This window comes from Streptomyces sp. NPDC048278 (assembly GCF_040652195.1).
In the GTDB taxonomy this organism is placed as follows: domain Bacteria; phylum Actinomycetota; class Actinomycetes; order Streptomycetales; family Streptomycetaceae; genus Streptomyces.
The window spans coordinates 45,853-63,991 of record NZ_JBEZLP010000039.1; the positions used below are offsets into that span (position 1 = coordinate 45,853).

The following is an 18,139-nucleotide window of genomic DNA, read 5'->3' on the forward strand; positions in this document are numbered from 1 at the left end:
TCAGTCCTTACGGCATCCGGGGAAGGTTGCGGAGGGTGCGAAGAGGGCTCGCGAGCAGGACGAGGGCGGCGGACAGCAGCACGCCGGACATGATCCAGATGGTGGGTCTGCTGCCCACGGCGCCGCCCAGCCAGCCGCCGAGCAGGGCGCCGACGGGGATCGCCCCGTAGTTGACGGTCGACGCGCTCGCCCGGACCCGGCCGAGCAGGTGGGAGGGGCAGTAGGTCTGGTAGAAGCCGGCGACGATGACGTTGCCCGCGACCACCCCGCACACCGCGACGCCCCAGGCCAGGGCGCTCACCATGAGCGGCAACTGCCGTCCCGCGAAGGGCAGCAGGAAGATGAAGGGCGCCACGACCAGCATGCACAGCAGCAGTCCGCGTGCGGTGCCGAACCAGCGGGCGACCCGTCCGGCGACGGTGGCCCCGGCCAGGCCGCCGACGCTCACCACCGCGAACACGGTCCCGACGGCGCCCGGTTGCAGGCCGACGTCCCGGACCAGGAAGACGGTCTGTACGGCCTGGATGCCGTTGAGGGCCAGGTTGGCGAGGGCGCCGAAGCCCGCCAGGGTCCGCAGGTACGGGTCGCGGGCCACGAACCGGACGCCTTCGGCGATCTCCCGCCGCAGCGCCCGGCGTTGCGACGGCTCCGGCGGGTTCTCCCGGACGTCGATCCCGCCGAGGCAGAGCGCGGAGACCAGGTAGGTCGCCGCGTCGAGGAAGACCCCGGTGACCGCGCCGAAGGCCTGGGTGACCAGGCCCGCCACGCCGGGTCCGGCGACGTCCGCCGCCGATTCGGCGCCGTGCAGCTTGGCGTTGGCCTCCAGGATGTCGTCGTCGGCCACGAGCGCGGGCAGCAGCGCGGTGTAGGCGGTGCTGAAGAAGACCTTCGCCGCGCCGGAGAGCAGGGCGACGAGCACGACCTGGGCCAGTGTGAGCACCCCGAGCCAGGCGGCCACGGGAACGCTCCCGAACAGGACCAGCAGCGCCAGGTCGCAGACCAGCATGATCCTGCGGCGCGGCCAGCGGTCCACCCAGGCTCCGGCCGGGAGCCCGATGAGCAGCCACGGCGTCCAGGCCGCCGCGGTGAGCACGCCCATCATGAGCGGGGTGGCGTGCAGCGTGACCACCGCGACCAGGGACAGCGAGACATGGCCGACGGCGGTGCCCAGGCCGCTGGTGGTCTCGCCGAGCCACAGGTTGCGGAAGTTCCGTTCGGACCACAGTCCCAGACGGCCGCGGGCGGGCCGCCCCTTCTCCCGCCCGGGTGCGGCGGGACCGGCGTAGGCGCGGCTCATCGGTGGTCTCCCGGCTGTGCGGAGCGGAGTTTCTTGGCGACGGCCTCCGCGATCAGGGCGATCGGGCCGGGCCGGGTCATCGCGCCGTGCTCGCAGGCGAGCAGGTCGTGTTCGATCAGGCCCGTGACGTACGGCCGCCAGGCGCTCTCGTACGGCCAGTCGGCGGGCTTGTCGAGCGCGGCGCCGATGAACAGGGCGTCTCCGCGGTAGACGCCGGGCTCGTGTGCGGCCAGCAGCCTGTCGTGGTCGGCGAAGACCCGGGGCAGGGTGTCGGCGGCGTCGCCGAGCATGGCCCGCAGGGCGTCCGGTACGCCGCCCTCGACGGGAAGGCCGAGGGAGGTGAGCAGGGCGGCGAGCGGGTCGGTCGGCTGCCCGGGGTCCGCGGCGGCGCCGGGGTCGGGGACGGCGGACGGCGGGTAGCCGTCCAGCAGGATCAGGGCACCGGGGTCCTCGCCGGCCGCCCGGAGCCGTACGGCCATCTCGTGGGCGACGACGGCGCCGAAGGACCAGCCGAGCAGGTGGTAGGGGCCACTGGGCTGGACGGACCGGATGTGCCGCAGGTAGGTCGTGGCCAGCGCGCCGACGCTGTCGGGGGTGGCACCGCTCTGGAGGCCGGGGGCTTGCAGGCCGTACACCGGGTGGGCGGCGTCGAGGTGGCGCAGCAGGCCGGAGTAGACCCAGCTGATGCCGGCTCCGGGATGCACGCAGAACAGCGGGGTCGCGGTGCCGCCGGTCCGCAGCGGCAGCAGGATCCCGAGGGAGTCCTGCGGGCCGCGCTCGGTGTCGAGGTGGCGGGTGAGACCGGCCGGGGTGGGGTGTTCGAACAGGGCGCGGATGCCGATGTCCTCGCCGAGGACGGCGCGGATCCGGCTCAGCAGCCGGGTCGCCAGCAGGGAGTGGCCGCCCAGGGCGAAGAAGTCGTCGTCCGCCGAGACCGACTCCAGGCCCAGCACCTCGGTGAACAGACCGCACAGGGTCTCCTCGCGCGGGCTCGCGGGCGCCCGCCCGGCAGCCGTGCCCGCGAAGCGCGGCGCGGGCAGTGCCGCGCGGTCGAGCTTGCCGTTGACGTTCAGGGGCAGCGCGTCCAGCACCGTCACGACCGCCGGGACCATGTACCCGGGCAGCAGGCCCGCCGTGAACTCCCGTACGGCGGTGCCGTCCGCCGTCCCGGTCACGTAGCCGGCCAGTCTCCCCTCGTGGGCGACGACCACGGCCTGCGTCACTCCGGGGCAGCGGGCCAGCACGGCCTCCACCTCGCCGAGTTCGATGCGGAAGCCGCGGATCTTGACCTGGTGGTCGGTGCGTCCCAGGTACTCCACCGCCCCGTCCGGGCGGCGGCGCACCAGGTCGCCGGTGCGGTACATCCGCTCGCCCGCCGCGAACGGGTCGGCCACGAACCGCTCGGCGCTCAGACCGGGGCGGTTCAGGTAGCCGCGGGCGATGCCCGCGCCGGCCAGGTACAGCTCGCCGGCCACGCCGACCGGGACCGGGCGCAGGTTCTCGTCCAGCACATGGGCCCGGGTGTTCGTCAACGGCCCGCCGATCAGCGGGTTTTCGTGCTCGGCCAGCCGGGCGTGGAGGGCGTCGACGCTGTACTCGGTCGGGCCGTAGAGGTTGTGGCCGGTCACGCCGGGGGTCGTGCGCACGGCGGTCCACAGGGCCGGGCCCGCCGCCTCGCCGCCGAGCATCAGGACCGGCAGCCGCCGTCGCTCCAGCAGCCCTTCCTCCAGGAGCTGTTCGGCGTAGGTCGGGGTGACGTCCATCGCGTCGATGCCGGCTTCCGCGACGTAGCGGACCACGGCGGCGGCGTCGCGGCGGCAGTCGTCGTCGAGCAGGTGCAGTTCGTGCCCGGCCACCATCCAGAGAATTCCCTCCCAGGAGGTGTCGAAGGACAGGGACGCGGTGAGCGCGAACCTGAACCGCCGTCCCGGGTGGGCGCGTTCGGCCTCCGCGATGGTGGTGGCCCGGTGGAACGCGTACAGGTTGGCGACGCCCCGGTGCTCGATCACCACGCCCTTGGGCCGGCCGGTCGAGCCGGAGGTGTAGATGAGGTAGGCGGCGTTGCGGGCGCCGGCCCGGGGCGCGGGCCGGGCGGGGTGGGCGGGTACGGAGCCGTCCTCCTCCAGCGACAGAAGGGGCACGCCGTCCAGGATCTCCGGGAGGGGCCAGGGGGCGTGGGTCAGGGCGAGCAGCGGAGCGGTGTCGCGGAGCATGTGGGTGAGGCGGTCGGCCGGGTAGTCGGCGTCCAGTGGCAGGTAGGCGCCGCCGGCCCTGAGCACGGCCAGGATCGCGACGACCGAGTCCGCCGAGCGGTCCAGGGCGAGGGCGACGACCTGTTCGGGGCCGACGCCGGCGGCGGTCAGCCGGTGGGCCAGCGCGTCGGCGCGGGCGTCCAGTTCGCGGTAGGTCAGCGAGGTGTCACCGCTGACCAGGGCCACGGCGTCGGGGGTCCGGGCGGCCTGTGCGGCGAAGATCCCGGGCAGCAGGGCGGGTGCTTCGGGGAGCGCGGTGTCGTTCCAACGCGCCAGCGCCGTACGGTCGTCGGACGTCAGGAGGTCCAGGCTGCCGACGGGCCGTCCGGGGTCGTCGGCGACCTGGGTCAGCACGGCGGTGAGGGCGGTGGTGAGCCGCTCGGCGGTGTCCCGGTCGAACAGGTCGGTGGCGTACTCGAGCGCACCGCCCAGTCCGGTCGTGGTGCCGTCGGATCCGTGGCGTTCGGTGACGTTGAGGCACAGGTCGAACGGGGAGGCCGTGAAGTCGGTGGTCACGTGCTCGGCGTGCACGCCGGGGAAGGAGATGTCCGCCTCGGTGGTGTTGTCGTAGGCGAGCATCACCTGGAACAGCGGGTTGCGGGCCGCGGAGCGGACCGGGTTGAGCTCCTCCACCAGGCGTTCGAAGGGCACGTCCTGGTGGGCGTAGGCGGCGAGGCCGACGGTGCGGACGCGGTTCAGCAGGTCGGTGAAGCTCGGGCGGCCCGAAAGGTCGGTGCGGAGCACGAGGGTGTTGACGAAGAAGCCGACCAGGTCGTCCAGGGCGCCGTCCGCCCGGCCGGCCACGGGGGTGCCGACGGGGATGTCGTCCCCGGCGCCGAAGCGGTGCAGGAGGGTGGCGAACGCGGCCTGGAGGACCATGAACAGGGTGGCGCCGTGGGTGCGGGCCAGGTCGGTGAGCCGGGCGTGCAGGGCGGGGCCGAGTTCGAAGCGGACGGTGTCGCCGCGGTGGCCGGGCACCGCCGGGCGGGGCCGGTCGGCGGGCAGGCTGAGTTCCTCGGGCAGTCCGGCGAGGGCGGTCCTCCAGTGGGCGAGCTGCCGGGTCAGGAGGCTGTCGGGGTCCTGGTCGGTGCCGAGCAGGTCGCGCTGCCAGAGCGCGTAGTCGGCGTACTGCACCGGCAGCGCCCGCCAGTTCGGTGCGGCGTCGGCGCGGCGGGCCCGGTAGGCGGTGGTGAGGTCGTCGAAGAGCGGGCGCAGGGAGGCGCCGTCGGCGGCGATGTGGTGGAGGACCAGGACGAGGATCTGTTCGCCGGGTCCGGCCGGGATCAGGTGGGCGTGCACGGGGATGTCGGTGGCAAGGTCGAAGACGTGGCCTGCGGCGGCGGCGACGGGGATGTCCGCGACGGTCAGCAGCGGGGCGGGCGGTCCGTCGAGGACGTGCTGGTGGGGGACGCCGTCGAAGGTGCGGTAGACGGTGCGCAGGGCCTCGTGGCGGGCGACGACGTCCCGCAGGGCGGCCTCCAGCGCGGTGGTGTCCAGGGCGCCGCGCAGCCGCAGGGCCAGGGAGACGTTGTAGGTGGCGCTCGGGCCCTCGGTCTGGCCGATGAACCAGAGCCGCTGCTGGGCGAAGGAGAGCGGCACCCGCTCCGGCCGGTCGGCGGGCCGGGGTGCCGGGCGGGCCGGGGTGCCCGCGGTGCCGTCGGCGAGCCGGCCGGCGAGGCCCGCGGGCGTCGGTGCCTGGAACAGGTCGGCCAGCGGGATCTCGGCGCCCAGGACGGTGCGGATGCGGCTGACCAGCCGGGTGGCGGTCAGGGAGTGGCCGCCGAGGGCGAAGAAGTCGTCGTCGACGCCCACCGAGGCGAGGCCCAGCAGTTCGGCGAACAGGCCGCACAGGATCTCCTCGCGGGGTGTGCGGGGCGTGCGTCCGCCGGCCGGGCCACCGAGGTCGGGGGCGGGCAGGGCGGCGCGGTCCAGCTTGTCGTTGGCGGTCTGCGGGAGCCGTTCGAGGACCATCACGTGCGGGACCATGTAGCCCGGCAGGGTGTCGGCAGCGTACCGGTGCAGTGCGGCGGCCAGGTCCTGCCGGTCGCCCGCGGGGGTGCAGTAGGCCACCAGCCGCTTGTCGCCGTCGTCCTCGCGGACCACCACGGCGACCTGGCCGACGCCCTCGTGCCGGGCCAGTACGGCTTCGATCTCGCCGGGTTCGATGCGGAAGCCGCGGATCTTGACCTGGTGGTCGGTGCGGCCGAGGAACTCGATGGCGCCGTCGGCTCGGTGGCGCACCAGGTCGCCGGTGCGGTACATCCGTTCGCCCGGCTCGAAGGGACAGGCCACGAACCGTTCGGCGGTCAGGGCGGGCCGGGCCGCGTAGCCGCGGGCGAGGCCGGCTCCGGTCACGTACAGCTCGCCGTGGACGCCCGGCGGCACCGGGCGCAGGCCGCCGTCCAGGACGTAGGCGCGCATGTTGTCGAGCGGGGTGCCGATCGGCACCCGGGCGCCGGTCAGGTCGTCGTCGGTGATCCGGCGGAACGTGGCGAAGGTGGTGGTCTCGGTGGGGCCGTAGCCGTTGCCCAGGACCAGGCCGGGGCAGGCGTCCAGGACCCGGCGCAGCATGGCCGGCGCGGCGGCGTCGCCGCCGGTGGTGACGGCGCGCAGTCCGGCGAGGGCCTGCGGGCTCTCCTCGGCGACGACGTCGAAGAGGCCCTTGGTGAGCCAGGCCGCCGTCACCGCGTGGCGTTCGACGACCGCGCGCAGGACGGCCGGGTCGAGGTGGCCGGGCGGGGCGACGACGACGGTGCCGCCGGACAGCAGGGGTGCCCAGAGTTCGTAGGTGGCGGCGTCGAAGGCGTGCGGCGAGTGCAGCAGGACACGGCGGTGGTCGGCACCCTGCCAGCGGTGGTCGGTGGCGAGGGCGACGACGTCGCGGTGGCGGACCGCGACGCCCTTGGGCAGCCCGGTGGAGCCGGAGGTGTACATCACGTAGGCGAGCTGGTCCGGGTGGGCCGCCGGCGGCCGGAACCCGGGCACCGGATCGCCGTCGGGCCGCATCACCAGGGCGTCCGGGACGAAGCCGAGGTCGTCGCGGTCCGTCAGCAGCACCGGCGCTCCGGCCTGGGCCAGCACCCACTCCAGGCGGTCCGGCGGGAGCGAGGCGTGCAGCGGCACGTACGCCCCGCCCGTCAGCACGATCGCCAGCGTGGCGACCACGACCTCGGCCGAGCGCTCCAGCAGCATGGCCACCGGCGTCTCGGGTCCCACGCCCAGCGCGGCGAGCCGGGCCGCGAGGCTCTCCGCGCGGGCCTGCACCTGCGCGTAGGTGTAGGTGACGTCGTCCGACACGACGGCGACGGCGTGCGGGGTGCGTGCGGCCTGCCGGGCGAACGCCTCGGTCAGGGTGGAGTCGCCCGGCACCGAGCGTGCCGTGTCGTTCCACTCCCCCAGGATCCGGGCCCGTTCGTCCTCGCCCAGCAGGTCGTGCCGGCCGACCGGTGCGCCCGGGTCGGCGACGGCCGCTTCGAGCAGCCGTTCCCAGCGGGTGGCGAACGCCGCGACCGTCCCGGTGTCGAAGAGGTCGGCGGCGAACTCGACGGAGCCGGTGATCCCGGCCGGGGTGCCGTCCGGGGCGTGGTTCTCCTCCAGTCCGATGTTGAGGTCGAACTTGGCGACCCTGAGCCCCAGCGGTTCGGGCGTGAAGTCCAGGCCGTCCGGGCCCGCTTGGGCGCTTTGGGTGTTCTCGTTGCTCTGCAGGACGGCCATCACCTGGAACAGCGGGTGGCGGGCCGTCGAGCGGACCGGGTTGAGTTCCTCCACCAGGCGTTCGAAGGGGACGTCCTGGTGGGCGTGGGCCTCCAGGTGGGTCTCCCGGACCCGGGCCAGGAGTTCGGTGAAGGACGGGTCGCCGGAGACGTCGGTGCGCAGCACCAGCGTGTTGACGAAGAAGCCGACCAGGTCGTCGAGCGCCTCCTCGGAACGGCCCGCCACGACCGAGCCGACCGGCACGTCGGTGCCGCCGCCCAGCCGGGAGATCAGCGCGGCCAGGGCCGCCTGGAGGACCATGAACACGGTCACCCGGTGGGTGCGCGCCAACTCCAGCAGCGCGGCGTGCAGTTCCGCGTCGAAACGGATCGGCAGCGCGTCGGCGCCGCCGCCCAGGGCGCGCGGCCTGGGCCGGTCGGCGGGCAGGGTCAGTTCCTCGGGGAGTCCGGCCAGCTTGGTCCGCCAGTAGTCCAGTTGACGTGCCATCAGGCTGTCCGGGTCGCTGTCGTCGCCGAGCAGTTCGCGCTGCCAGACGGCGTAGTCGGCGTACTGGACGGGCAGCGGCTCCCAGTCGGGGGCGCGGCCCGCGCGCCTGGCCGCGTGGGCGGCGGCCAGGTCGCGCAGGAAGGGTCCCCTGGACCAGCCGTCGCCGGCGATGTGGTGCAGCACGGTCAGCAGCACGTACTCGTCCGGGGCGAGGACGAACACCCATATGCGGACCGGGAGTTCGCCGCGCAGGTCGAAGGGTTCGGCCGCCGCCGCGTCGCGTCGCGCAGGATAGCCGCCGGGGTCGGCCGTGCAGTCGACCACCGTGAAGGAGAGATCCGCCGCCGCCCGTTCGGCGGGCACCAGCTGCTGCACGGGGACGCCGGCCACGGCCGGGAAGACCGTGCGCAGCGCCTCGTGCCGGGTGACGACGTCCACGGCCGCGGCCCGCAGGGCCGCCGGGTCCGGGACGCCGCGCACGCGGACCGCGAACGGCAGGTTGTACAGCGGGCCAGGCCCTTCGATCTGGTCGGTCAGCCACAGACGCTGCTGCGCGAAGGAAACCGGGATCACGGATCTGTCCTTACGTCACGGGCCACGGGGGCCTGGTCAGGCGGTGGGCAGGGGTGCGGCGCGGAACGCGGCGGGCGGCACGCCGGGTCGGCAGTCCAGGACGTCGACGGGCGATCCCATGGCGACCGCGATCTTGCGGTCGCCGCCGAACGGGTCGCGGCCGTGGGCGGCGAGGATGTTGTCGACGAGCATCAGGTCGCCGCGCTGCCAGGGCTCGCGGACGGTGGCCGCCTCGTAGACGGCGTTGAGGGTGTCCACGTCGTCCCGGGTGAGCGGGGCTCCGTCGCCGACGCCGGTGTTGAAGGGCAGGCCGTCGGGGCCGAACTCGTCGGTCAGGGCCTCGCGGATCACCGGGTCGAGCGACCACTCGTTCCAGAACGCGAGGTGGTTGAACCAGACCTCCTCGCCGGTCTCCGGGTGGGTGATCGTGCCGGGCCGCAGCTGGCGGGTGCGCAGCCGGCCGTCCTCCCGCCACTCCCAGGAGACGAGGTTCTCCGCGCAGTACGCCTCGACCTGCGCCGGGTCGTCGGTCGCGAAGGCGGTGCGCCAGTCCAGGGAGACGTACTCCGAGTAGTTCCGGGTGAGCGTCCAGCCGCTGGCGCGCACCCGGTCCACGAGGCCGGCGGGCAGGTTCGCGAGGACCTTGCGGCAGTCGGCGACGGGGGTGGCGCCGCCCTCGGCGGGCGCGGTCAGGCAGGCGAAGAGCAGCTTGCCGGGGAAGGTGAGCGTGTAGCTGTTCTCGTTGTGCATGCGGATCGACTGGTGGGGCGGCAGGTCGGTCGAGGAGAAGATCCCGTGGCCGAAGTCGCTGCGCGGGGTGGCCTTCTCGCGGTACGGGGTGGGCTCCGGCAGGAGCACGTCCCGTACCCGCGCGACGTCCTGGCCGGCGGCGACCGGCAGGCCCCGCAGGAAGATCACGCCGTGCTCGGCGAGGGCGGCCCGCAGGTGCGGGCCGTTGTCCTGGAGCCAGTCGACGGCCGCGTCCATGTCGTGGACGCCGGTCACGTGGGTCAGGGCCGGGCGGCCGGGAGCGGTCTCCCAGCGCGGTGCGGTCGGTGCGGTCGACACGGCGGCGCCTCCTAGCGGCCGAGGGCGGCGAGCAGGCTCGCCGGACGGATGTCGGTCCAGTTCTCCTCGATCCAGGCGAGGCAGGCCTGCCGGTCGGCCTCGCCGAAGGCGACGGTCCAGCCGGCCGGGACGTCGATCCACGCGGGCCACAGAGAGTGCTGGTTCTCGTCGTTGACGAGCACCTTGTAGGTGCCGTTCTCGTCTTCGAAGGGATTCGTCATGATGGTTTTCCTCCGTCGTGAGCGGGGCGGGAGTTTCGGAATTCCCGGAACTCCGTCCGGACTTCTCGAAGTTATCGGCGCACGACCTGACCGACAGGCAGGAGTTCCGGCAGGAGAGCGGAAGTTCATCCGGCTCGGCGGGCGATCAGGCGCACCGGGAAGTGGTCCAGGCCGAAGTTGATGATCGAGCGGTTGTACTGGACCGGTCCGGTCGGCTCGATCCGGTCGACGTGTTCCAGAAGTGCCGTGAAGAGCGCGCTCAGCTCCGTCTTGGCCAGCGGCGCGCCGATGCAGTAGTGGGCGCCGAGGCCGAGCGCCACATGACGGTTGGGGCTGCGGTCGAGCACGATGTCGTGCGGGCGGTCGAAGGCGGCCGGGTCGTGGTTGGCGGCCCACGTCCAGACGACGACGCGCTCGCCGCGCCGGATCTCGTGGCCGCCGAGCACGGTGTCCCGGGTGACGGTGCGCAGGGTGTGCAGGCCGACCGAGGTCCAGCGCAGCAGTTCGTCGAGGGCCGGCCCCATCTCGGCCTCGCCCCTCTGCAGTTGCCGCCACAGCTCCGGGTGCCGCACCAGTGCGAGCAGCCCCATCACGGCAGTGTGACGCACGGTCTGCACGCCGCCGACGACGATGTTGTCGAGGTTGAGGACCACGTCCTCGACGGGCAGCAGCCGTCCGCCGATCCGGTACGTGGCCATCATGCTGATCAGGTCGTCCCGGGGGTCGGCCCGCCGTTTCATGACCTGGTGCATGAGGTACGGGATGAGCCGCTGGTGACCGGCCCTGCGTTCCTGGGCGGTGCGGCCGAGGAAGGCGTCGTCGCAGACCTGTACGACCATCTCGCGGTCCTGGTCCGGGACGTCGAGCAGGTCGCACATCACGGTCAGGGGCAGCGGGGAGACGATGTCGACGAGGTCGGCCTCGCCCTGTTCCACGGCCGCGGTGACGATCCGGCGGGACAGCTCGGTGATGCCGGGCGCCGCGCCGCGGGCGCCGCCGGGTGAGAGGAACGGCGAGGCGGGGGCGCGGAGTTCGCGGTGGCGGGGCGGGTCGGTCAGGGCCATCATGCGGCCCGCGCCGACGGGCGTGTTCCCGGCTCCGGCGCCGAGCAGCGAGCCGCCCTCCGAGCTGTAGGTTGCCGCGTCCTTGAGGACCTCGACGGCCAGGTCGTAGGAGAGCACCGACCAGACCGGCCCGTCGTCGGCGGTCCGGATGCGCTGGACGGGGCCCGCCTCCCGCAGCCGGTCGACGACGGCGGGCAGGTCGGGGCGGGTCCACAGGCCCGGGTCGCTCAGGTCGACGCGGCCGGCCGGTGCCGGGGCGGGGGTCAGCGGACGAGGGACTGTGCTCGTGGCCATCGGGGCTCCCTGGGGGTCGGTTCGGGCCGGTGCCCGACGATCGAGGTCAGCAGGCCCACCGGTCCGGGCCGTTCAACGGTCGCCAGCAGGTGTCCGCCGGGGACCACCGTCCGGTCGAAAGCGCCCGAGGTGTGCTCCGCCCAGCCCGCGAGCAGGGCGGCGTCGAGCAGCGGGTCGGCGTCGCCCGCGACGGCGTGCAGGTCGGTGTCGAGGAGCGGGACCGGCCGGTACCGGTAGGTGTCGCGCACCGCGAGGTCGCTGCGGATGGCCCGCAGCGCCAGCTCCCGCAACTCCGGTTCGGCCTGCACGAGTTCGCTCATGCCGCAGGTGCGCAGCAGTTCCTCGGCCTGGTACTGCGGCGGGGTCGGGGCAGACCAGGTTCCGGGCGCGGACGCGGAGGCGGCGATCACCGTCTCCGGCCGCTGCCCGGCGGGCAGGGCGCGCGCCACCTCGTAGGCCAGCAGGGAGCCGAAGCTCTGCCCGTAGAACCCGAAGCGGCCGTTGAGGTGCGGGAGGAGGGCCTCCGTCACGGTCCGCACCAGCAGGTCGAACGTGGCGGGCATCGGGTGCCGGCTGCGACCGCCCCGGGCCGGCATGCGCAGCGCCCACACCTCGGCGGCCGGGGCGAGCGCGTGGGCCAGCGGGGCGAAGGCGGTGGCGTCCCCGCCGGCGTGCGGGAAGCAGAACAGCCGGTAGGGCCGGTGGTCCTGGGGTGCGGGCACCAGCAGCCAGTCGCCCTCGATCCGCGGTCGTGGGGATGTCACCTGGCACCTGCCGTGCCGCCGACGAGGGCGGGGCGCCGGGGTGCCGGGGCCAGGACCGCCGTGCGGACCGCTTCGGTGAAGTCAGCGAGGTCGCGGGCGTCGAGCAGGTGACGCAGCTGGAGTTCGGCGCCGAGGGTGCGGCGCAGGACGTGGATGACCCGCAGCGCGGCGATCGAGTGGCCGCCGAGGGTGAGGAAGTCGTCGTCGGGGCGGATGTCGTCACGGCCGAGGACGGTCCGCCAGACGTCGGCGACCTGTTCGGCCAGGCCCTTGTCCGCCGCACCGGTGTCCGCGGCACCGCTGTCCGCCGCGCCGTCGGCCGCCCTGTCGGCCGTCTTGTCGGCCGTCTTGTCGGCCGTCTTGTCGGCCGTCTTGTCGGCCGACCCGGGCCGGGACGCGGTGGCGAAGGCCGGTGCGGGCAGCGCCGCGTGGTCGAGTTTGCCGTTGGGGGTGAGCGGCAGCGCGTCGAGGACGACGGCCGCGGACGGGACCATGTGGACGGGGAGCAGGGTGCGAGCGTGCGCCAGGACGCCGTCGGCACCCGGCTCCGCGCTGCCGGACGTGGTGACGTAGGCGATCAGCCGCTGGTCGCCGGGGGCGGCTTCGTGGACCTTGACGGCGGCCTCGCGGATCCCCGGATGGCGGGTCAGGGCGCCCTCGATCTCGCCCGGTTCGATGCGGAAGCCGCGCAGCTTGAGCTGGCGGTCGGCGCGGCCGGCGAACTCCAGGGTTCCGTCGGGGCCGCGGCGGGCCAGGTCGCCGGTGCGGTACATGCGCGCACCGGGTGCGAAGGGGCTGGCCACGAACCGTTCTGCGGTCAGGCCCGGCCGGCCGACGTATCCGTGGGCGACGGCGGGACCGGCGACGTACAGCTCGCCGGTGGTGCCGGGTGCCACCGGCCGCAGCTCCCGGTCCAGCAGGTGCACGGCCGCGAAGGGCAGCGCGTCGCCGAGGTGCGGGCGGGGCCCACCGATCGGGGTGGTGGTGGAGTCGACGGTGCACTCGGTGGGGCCGTACAGGTTGAACGCGTCGGTGCCGCCGGCGGTGATCTCGTCCCAGGTGGCCTGCGGTACGGGTTCCCCGCCCATGAACAGCCGGACCGGGCGGGCCGCCAGCGGCTCGCGCAGCAGCTCCCAGTGCGAGGGCGTGAGGTCCAGGTCGGTGACGCCGTGCGCGTCGAGCAGGGCGGCCAGCCGGACCGGGTCGGTGCGGGTCCTGTCGTCCACCACGACGACGGTGTCGCCCCGGCAGATCCGCGCCCACTGCTGGACGGAGGCGTCGAAGGACACGCTCGCGCTCCAGCCGACCACGCCCGGTGCGGACCGGTACAGGCCGCGTTCCTCCAGGCCGGCCAGGAGGGCGGCGACACCGCCGCGGGTGGCCTCGACGCCCTTGGGACGGCCGGTGGAGCCCGAGGTGTGGATGACGTAGGCCGCGTCCAGCGCGGTGACCGGGGTGTCCGGGCCGGTCTCCCCCGTCGCGTCCGGGCCGAGGACCGGGATGCCGCCGGGCAGCGGGACGGCGCCCGGCTCGGCCGAGAGCAGCAGGGCCAGTCCCGCGTCGGCGGCCATGAAGGCGAGCCGCTCCCGCGGGTAGGCGGGGTCGAGCGGTACGTAGGCCGCGCCCGCCCGCCACACGGCGAGGAGCGCCACCGGGAGGTCGGCGGTGCGGCGCAGGTGGATGCCGACCCGGTCGCCGCGGCCGACGCCGTGGGCGCGCAGGGCGCCCGCCAGCTCCGCGGTGCGGCGGGCGAGTTCGGCGTAGCTGAGCCGGCCGTCGGCGGCCACCACCGCGGTGCGCGCGGGGGTGGCGCAGGCGGCGGCCAGGAACCGGGCCAGCGGGTCGGCCGGACGGGGGCCGTGCATGTCGGTCATGGGGCGTGTCTCGCTCTCTGGTAGGTCTGCGCGGGTGGTCACAGGGCCGCGTCCATCGCGTTCAGGGCCGCCTCGTAGGCGTCGAGGAAGGCCTCGGCGAGCGCGTCCGGCACCACGGACCGCTGGTGGTCGACGGCCAGCAGGACGCGGTCGGAGACGGGGTCCTGGATCAGTGAGGCCCCGAAGGCGAAGCTGTTGGGCTCGTGCCGCAGGGTGGGCTCGCAGCCGATCCGGTCGTCCTCGATCCGGGCGTCGCCCAGGTGTCCGAGGGCGTGGAAGCGCAGGAAGCCGAACTGGCTGTCCAGCCGGGTGCCGGTCATCAGCCGGGCCAGCCGGGCGATCGGGACCCGGCGGTGCGGCATCATGTCCAGTTCCTCGCGGTGCACCTGGCGCACCAGGGCCAGCGGATCGCCGCCCGTGCCGCCCGTGCCGTCGTCCCCGGCCACCAGGGGCACGGTGTTGAGGAACAGGCCGTACACCTCGGTGCCGCCGCGCCGCTCCAGGCGGCCGTTCATCGCCAGTCCCGTGGTGATCCGGCGGCGGCCGGTGATCTCCCGCAACGCGTGCACGTGGGCGGCGAGCGCCACGGACTTGACGGGGACACCCGTGGCGTCGGCGACGCGCCTCAACTGGCCGGGGGCCTTCGGCAGCACCCGTTCCGACACGCGGGCCAGTTCGTGGGTGTCGCCGGCGCCGTCCCACAGCTCGCCGCTGACGCCGTCGAGCTTGTCGCGCCAGTACGCGAGGGACGCGGGGTCGGCCGCGGCCTCCCGTTCGACGGCGACGAAGTCCCGGTACCGGGAGCCCGGCGGGGCGGCCGGGGCGCTGGCCGGGTCGGCCGACAACTCGGTGTGCCGGGCGAGGAGTTCGGCGAGAAGCGAGGTGAAGCTCCAGCCGTCGAGGATGGCGTGGTGCTCGGAGACGGTGAGCTGGAAGGAGACGTCCGTCAGCCGCTGCACGGTGATCCGGAAGAGCGGCGGCGCCAGCAGGTCGAAGGGGGTACCGCGGTGCTGTTCGAAGACCGCGGTGACCGCCTCGTCGCGTTCGCGGGCGGTCAGTCGCCGAAGGTCGCCGAAGGTGACGGGCGGCGCGAGCTCGCCGTGCACGAGCTGGAGGGGTTCGGCGTAGCCGGAGATGTCCAGGCCGGTCCGCAGGACGGGGTGGCGGGTCATCGCCTCGGTCACGGCCCGGCGGAAGGCGTCCTCGTCGAGCGGCGCGCTGATCCGGTAGCTGTTGACGTTGTGGTAGCTGTCGGTCGATCCGGCGATCTCCATGTGGAAGACCATGCTGAGCTGCATCGACACCATCGGGTAGGCGTCCACGACGCCGGCCGGGAGTTCGGCCCGGGTCTCGGCGTCGATCAGCGCGAAGGGGCCGTCGGCGGTGTCCGCGCCGGCCACCGGGCGGGCCAGCAGCGCCAGGGCGGCGATGGTCGGGGCGTTGAAGATGTCCCGCAGGGTGACCGTCCAGCCGGCCTCGTGCAGCTCTCCGGAGAGCTGCACGGCGCGGATCGAGTCGCCGCCGAGGTGGAAGAAGTCGTCGTGCACGCCGATGCCGGTGACGTCCAGGACCCGTGACCAGACGGCGGCGAACTCCCGTTCGGTGGCGTCGCGAGGCACCACGTGTCCGGCCGCCGCCACGGACGACGCGGCGCCGTGCGGGCTCGGGTCCGGCAGGGCGCGGCGGTCGACCTTCCCGTTGACGGTCAGCGGCAGGGTGTCCAGGACGGTGACGGTCGCCGGGATCATGTAGTCGGGCAGGGAACGGGACAGGAACTCGCGCGTCCCGGCCGGTTCGCGGCCGGTGACGTAGGCCGCGAGCCGCTGCTGGTGGACGGTGACCACACAGGTGTCGACGTCCGGGTGGGCGGCCAGCGCGTTCTCGATCTCGCCGAGTTCGATGCGGAAGCCGCGCAGCTTCACCTGGAAGTCCGCGCGCCCCAGGTACTCCAGGCCGCCGTCGGGCAGCCGCCTGGCCAGGTCCCCGGTGCGGTACATGCGGGCTCCGGGCGCGGTGGCGTAGGGGTCGGCGACGAAGCGTCCGGAGGTGAGGCCGGGCCGGTCCCAGTAGCCGTGGGCGAGGCTGCCGCCGCCGACGTACAGCTCGCCGGGCACGCCCACCGGGCAGGGCCGCAGCCAGTCGTCGAGGACCATCGCACTGAGGTGCGGCATCGGGGTGCCGATCAGGCTGCGGTCGAAGTCGTCCGCGGCGGGACCGAGGTCGTGGGTGGTGACGTGGACGGTGGTCTCGGTGATGCCGTACAGGTTGCACAGCCGGGCCGGGGGCAGCGGGTCGAGGGCGTTCCAGCGCTGTACCACGGCGGGGTCGAGGGCCTCGCCGCCGAGCATGATCTGTTTCAGCGCGGGCAGGGCGCGCGGCCGTTGCCGCAGGGCGAGTTCGAGCTGGCGCAGCGCGGACGGGGTCAGGCAGAGGAAGGAGACGGCCTCGGCGGCGAGCAGCTCGGTGAACTCCTCGGGCGAGCGGCTGGTCAGGTACGGCACCACGACCAGCCGTCCGCCGTGCAGGAGGGCACCCCACAACTCCCAGACCGTCCAGTCGAAGGCGTAGCTGTGGAAGAGGGTCCACACCTCGTCGGGACCGAAGGCGAAGTGCCGGGCGCCGGCGTCCATCAGTCGGCTGACGTGTTCGTGGGCGACCGCGACGCCCTTCGGGCGGCCGGTGGAGCCCGAGGTGAAGATGAGGTAGGCGGTGTCCGCGGGACGCACCGTGACGGCGGGGCGAGTGGCCGGAAGCACGGCCGACCCGGTTTCGCCCACGGCCGGTTCGAGGCGCTCCCAGGGGCCGTCCGGGACGCGGTCGGGCCGGTCGGTGACGACGACGCGGACCCCGGTGTCCCCGAAGACCATCGCGGCCCGGTCCGCGGGGGCGGTCAGGTCCACGGGCACGTAGGCCGCGCCCGTCTTCAGCACGCCGAGCACCGAGACGGGGATCTCCTGCGTGCGGTCGAGCAGCAGGCCGACCCGGTCACCGGGGCGGACACCGCGGGCGATCAGCGCGTGGGCCAGCCGGTTGGCCCGCTCGTCCAGCTCCGTGTAGGTCAGCGACAGGTCGCCGGAGGTGAGAGCCGTGCGGGTGGGATGGGCGTCGGCGGCCTCCTCGAACAGGCGGTGCAGGGCCTGGCCTTCGGAGATGCGGACCGGGGCGGCGGGCGGCCTCGGGTCGGCCGCGCGGGTCAGGTCGCGCACGGTACGGCCGGTGTCGTCGAGGGCCGCGGTCAGCAGGGCCCGCCAGTCGTCGGTCATCCGGCGTACCGTCGCGGTGTCGAAGAGGCCGGTGCCGAACTCGACCTCGCCGCGCAGCTCTCCGTCGTCGTAGACGGACCAGGTCAGGTCGAACTTGCTGGTGCCGTTGGCGTGCACCCGCCGGTCGGCCGAGGCGGGCCCGAACGCGAGCGGCGTCCGGTTCTCGGTGTGCGAGCCGAAGACGACCTGGACGAGCGGCGGGTGGGCGGCGGAGCGGTCCGGGGCGAGCTGGTCGACGATCGTGTCGAACGGCACGTCGAGACAGCCGTACGCCTCGAAGGCCACGTCCGAGACGTGGGCGAGGAGTTCGCGGAAGGTGGTGCGGGCGCCGAGCCGGATGCGCAGCGGCAGCAGGTTGACGAAGTAGCCGACCAGGTTCTCCAGTTCGGGCCGGTCCCGGGTGGTGACCGGGGTGCCGATCACCATGTCCTCGGCGCCGGTGTGACGGTTCACCAGGAGTGCGAAGGCGGCCAGTTGCACGGTGAACGGCGTCACCCCCTCGCTCTCGGCCAGCGCGCGGACCCGGGCCGCGGTGCCGGCCGGCAGGGCGAAGGCCTCGGTGCGGCCGTGGTGGTCGCGCTCGGCCGGGCGCGGCCGGTCGGCGGGCAGCTCCAGCAGGCCGGGGGCGCCGTCCAGCCGGTCCTTCCAGTAGGCCAGCTGGTCCTCGAAGGAACGGCTCTCCTCCTCGGTCGCGAAGTCGGCGTACTGGAAGGTCAGTTCGGGCAGCCGGGGCGCGCGGTGCTCGGTGAGGGCGGTGTAGGTCTCCGCGAGTTCCGTCTCGAAGACGTCGGCCGACCAGCCGTCCCAGACGATGTGGTGGACGACGAGGACGAGGGTGGTCTCGGTGTCCGACCGGAGCAGGGCCGTCGCCCGCAGCAGCGGTCCGGCGGCGAGGTCGAAGGGCGCCGACGCCTCGGTGGCGAGCCGCTGCCCGGCCTGCCGTTCCCGCTCGTCCGCGGGCAGCTCCCGCAGGTCGACGACGGTGAGCGGGATCTCCGGGTCGGAGTGGACGAGCTGGCGGGGACCTTCGGCGGTCAGGGTGAAGGTGGTGCGCAGCGCCTCGTGGCGGGCGACGACGGTGCTGAGGGAGCGTTCGAGGAGCCCGGTGTCGAGCGGGCCGGTGAACTCGAAGACCCAGGGCGTGTTGTAGGTGGCGGTCCCGGGGTGCCAGCGGTCCAGGAACCACAGGCCGCGCTGGAGACCGGAGAGCGGTGCGGTCCTGGCGGGCACCGGGACCGACGACGGGACCGGAACGGTCGGCGGGACGGG

At 74.2% G+C, this 18,139-nt stretch carries 8 protein-coding genes; all 8 read right to left on the reverse strand.

The genetic code is table 11. The features are described from left to right. Positions 1–7 precede the first annotated feature (7 nt). A complete protein-coding gene (locus AB0D74_RS42140; protein ID WP_362599294.1) occupies positions 8–1,297 on the reverse strand; it encodes an MFS transporter in 1,290 nt (429 codons plus the stop codon). Further along, positions 1,294–8,322 carry an amino acid adenylation domain-containing protein gene (locus tag AB0D74_RS42145; RefSeq protein ID WP_362599296.1) on the reverse strand — a complete coding sequence of 2,343 codons (7,029 nt, stop codon included), beginning with the start codon at positions 8,320–8,322 and terminating at the stop codon, positions 1,294–1,296. The genes AB0D74_RS42140 and AB0D74_RS42145 overlap by 4 nt, the downstream gene beginning before the upstream one ends. Positions 8,323–8,358: 36 nt before the next feature. Further along, a complete protein-coding gene (locus tag AB0D74_RS42150; RefSeq protein ID WP_362599298.1) occupies positions 8,359–9,390 on the reverse strand; it encodes a TauD/TfdA family dioxygenase in 1,032 nt (343 codons plus the stop codon). An 11-nt stretch (positions 9,391–9,401) separates the two neighbouring features. Beyond that, positions 9,402–9,611: an MbtH family protein gene (locus AB0D74_RS42155; protein WP_361300713.1), complete on the reverse strand. Its 210-nt coding sequence runs from the start codon at positions 9,609–9,611 to the stop codon at positions 9,402–9,404. Positions 9,612–9,736: 125 nt separating this feature from the next. Further along, the gene (locus AB0D74_RS42160) at positions 9,737–10,969 is read right to left on the reverse strand and encodes a cytochrome P450 (protein WP_362599301.1); all 1,233 of its coding nucleotides are present in this window, start codon (positions 10,967–10,969) and stop codon (positions 9,737–9,739) included. Beyond that, positions 10,939–11,733 (reverse strand): thioesterase domain-containing protein, encoded by a 795-nt coding sequence (locus AB0D74_RS42165; RefSeq protein ID WP_362599304.1) that lies wholly within the window; start codon positions 11,731–11,733, stop codon positions 10,939–10,941. Before AB0D74_RS42165 ends, AB0D74_RS42160 begins: the two co-directional genes overlap by 31 nt. Then, on the reverse strand, positions 11,730–13,607 hold the full coding sequence (locus tag AB0D74_RS42170) for a non-ribosomal peptide synthetase (RefSeq protein WP_362599306.1): 1,878 nt from the start codon (positions 13,605–13,607) through the stop codon (positions 11,730–11,732). The genes AB0D74_RS42165 and AB0D74_RS42170 overlap by 4 nt, the downstream gene beginning before the upstream one ends. Before the next feature lie 38 nt (positions 13,608–13,645). Continuing rightward, complete coding sequence (locus AB0D74_RS42175; RefSeq protein WP_362599308.1) at positions 13,646–18,100, reverse strand: amino acid adenylation domain-containing protein; 4,455 nt, start codon at positions 18,098–18,100, stop codon at positions 13,646–13,648. Positions 18,101–18,139 lie beyond the last annotated feature (39 nt).

What these genes read in the sequence shown, in the direction of transcription:
- AB0D74_RS42160 (WP_362599301.1), bottom strand. Translation starts at nt 10,969, where the DNA reads ATGGCCACGAGCACAGTCCCTCGTCCGCTGACCCCCGCCCCGGCACCG.
- AB0D74_RS42155 (WP_361300713.1), bottom strand. Translation starts at nt 9,611, where the DNA reads ATGACGAATCCCTTCGAAGACGAGAACGGCACCTACAAGGTGCTCGTC.
- AB0D74_RS42170 (WP_362599306.1), bottom strand. Translation starts at nt 13,607, where the DNA reads ATGACCGACATGCACGGCCCCCGTCCGGCCGACCCGCTGGCCCGGTTC.
- AB0D74_RS42140 (WP_362599294.1), bottom strand. Translation starts at nt 1,297, where the DNA reads ATGAGCCGCGCCTACGCCGGTCCCGCCGCACCCGGGCGGGAGAAGGGG.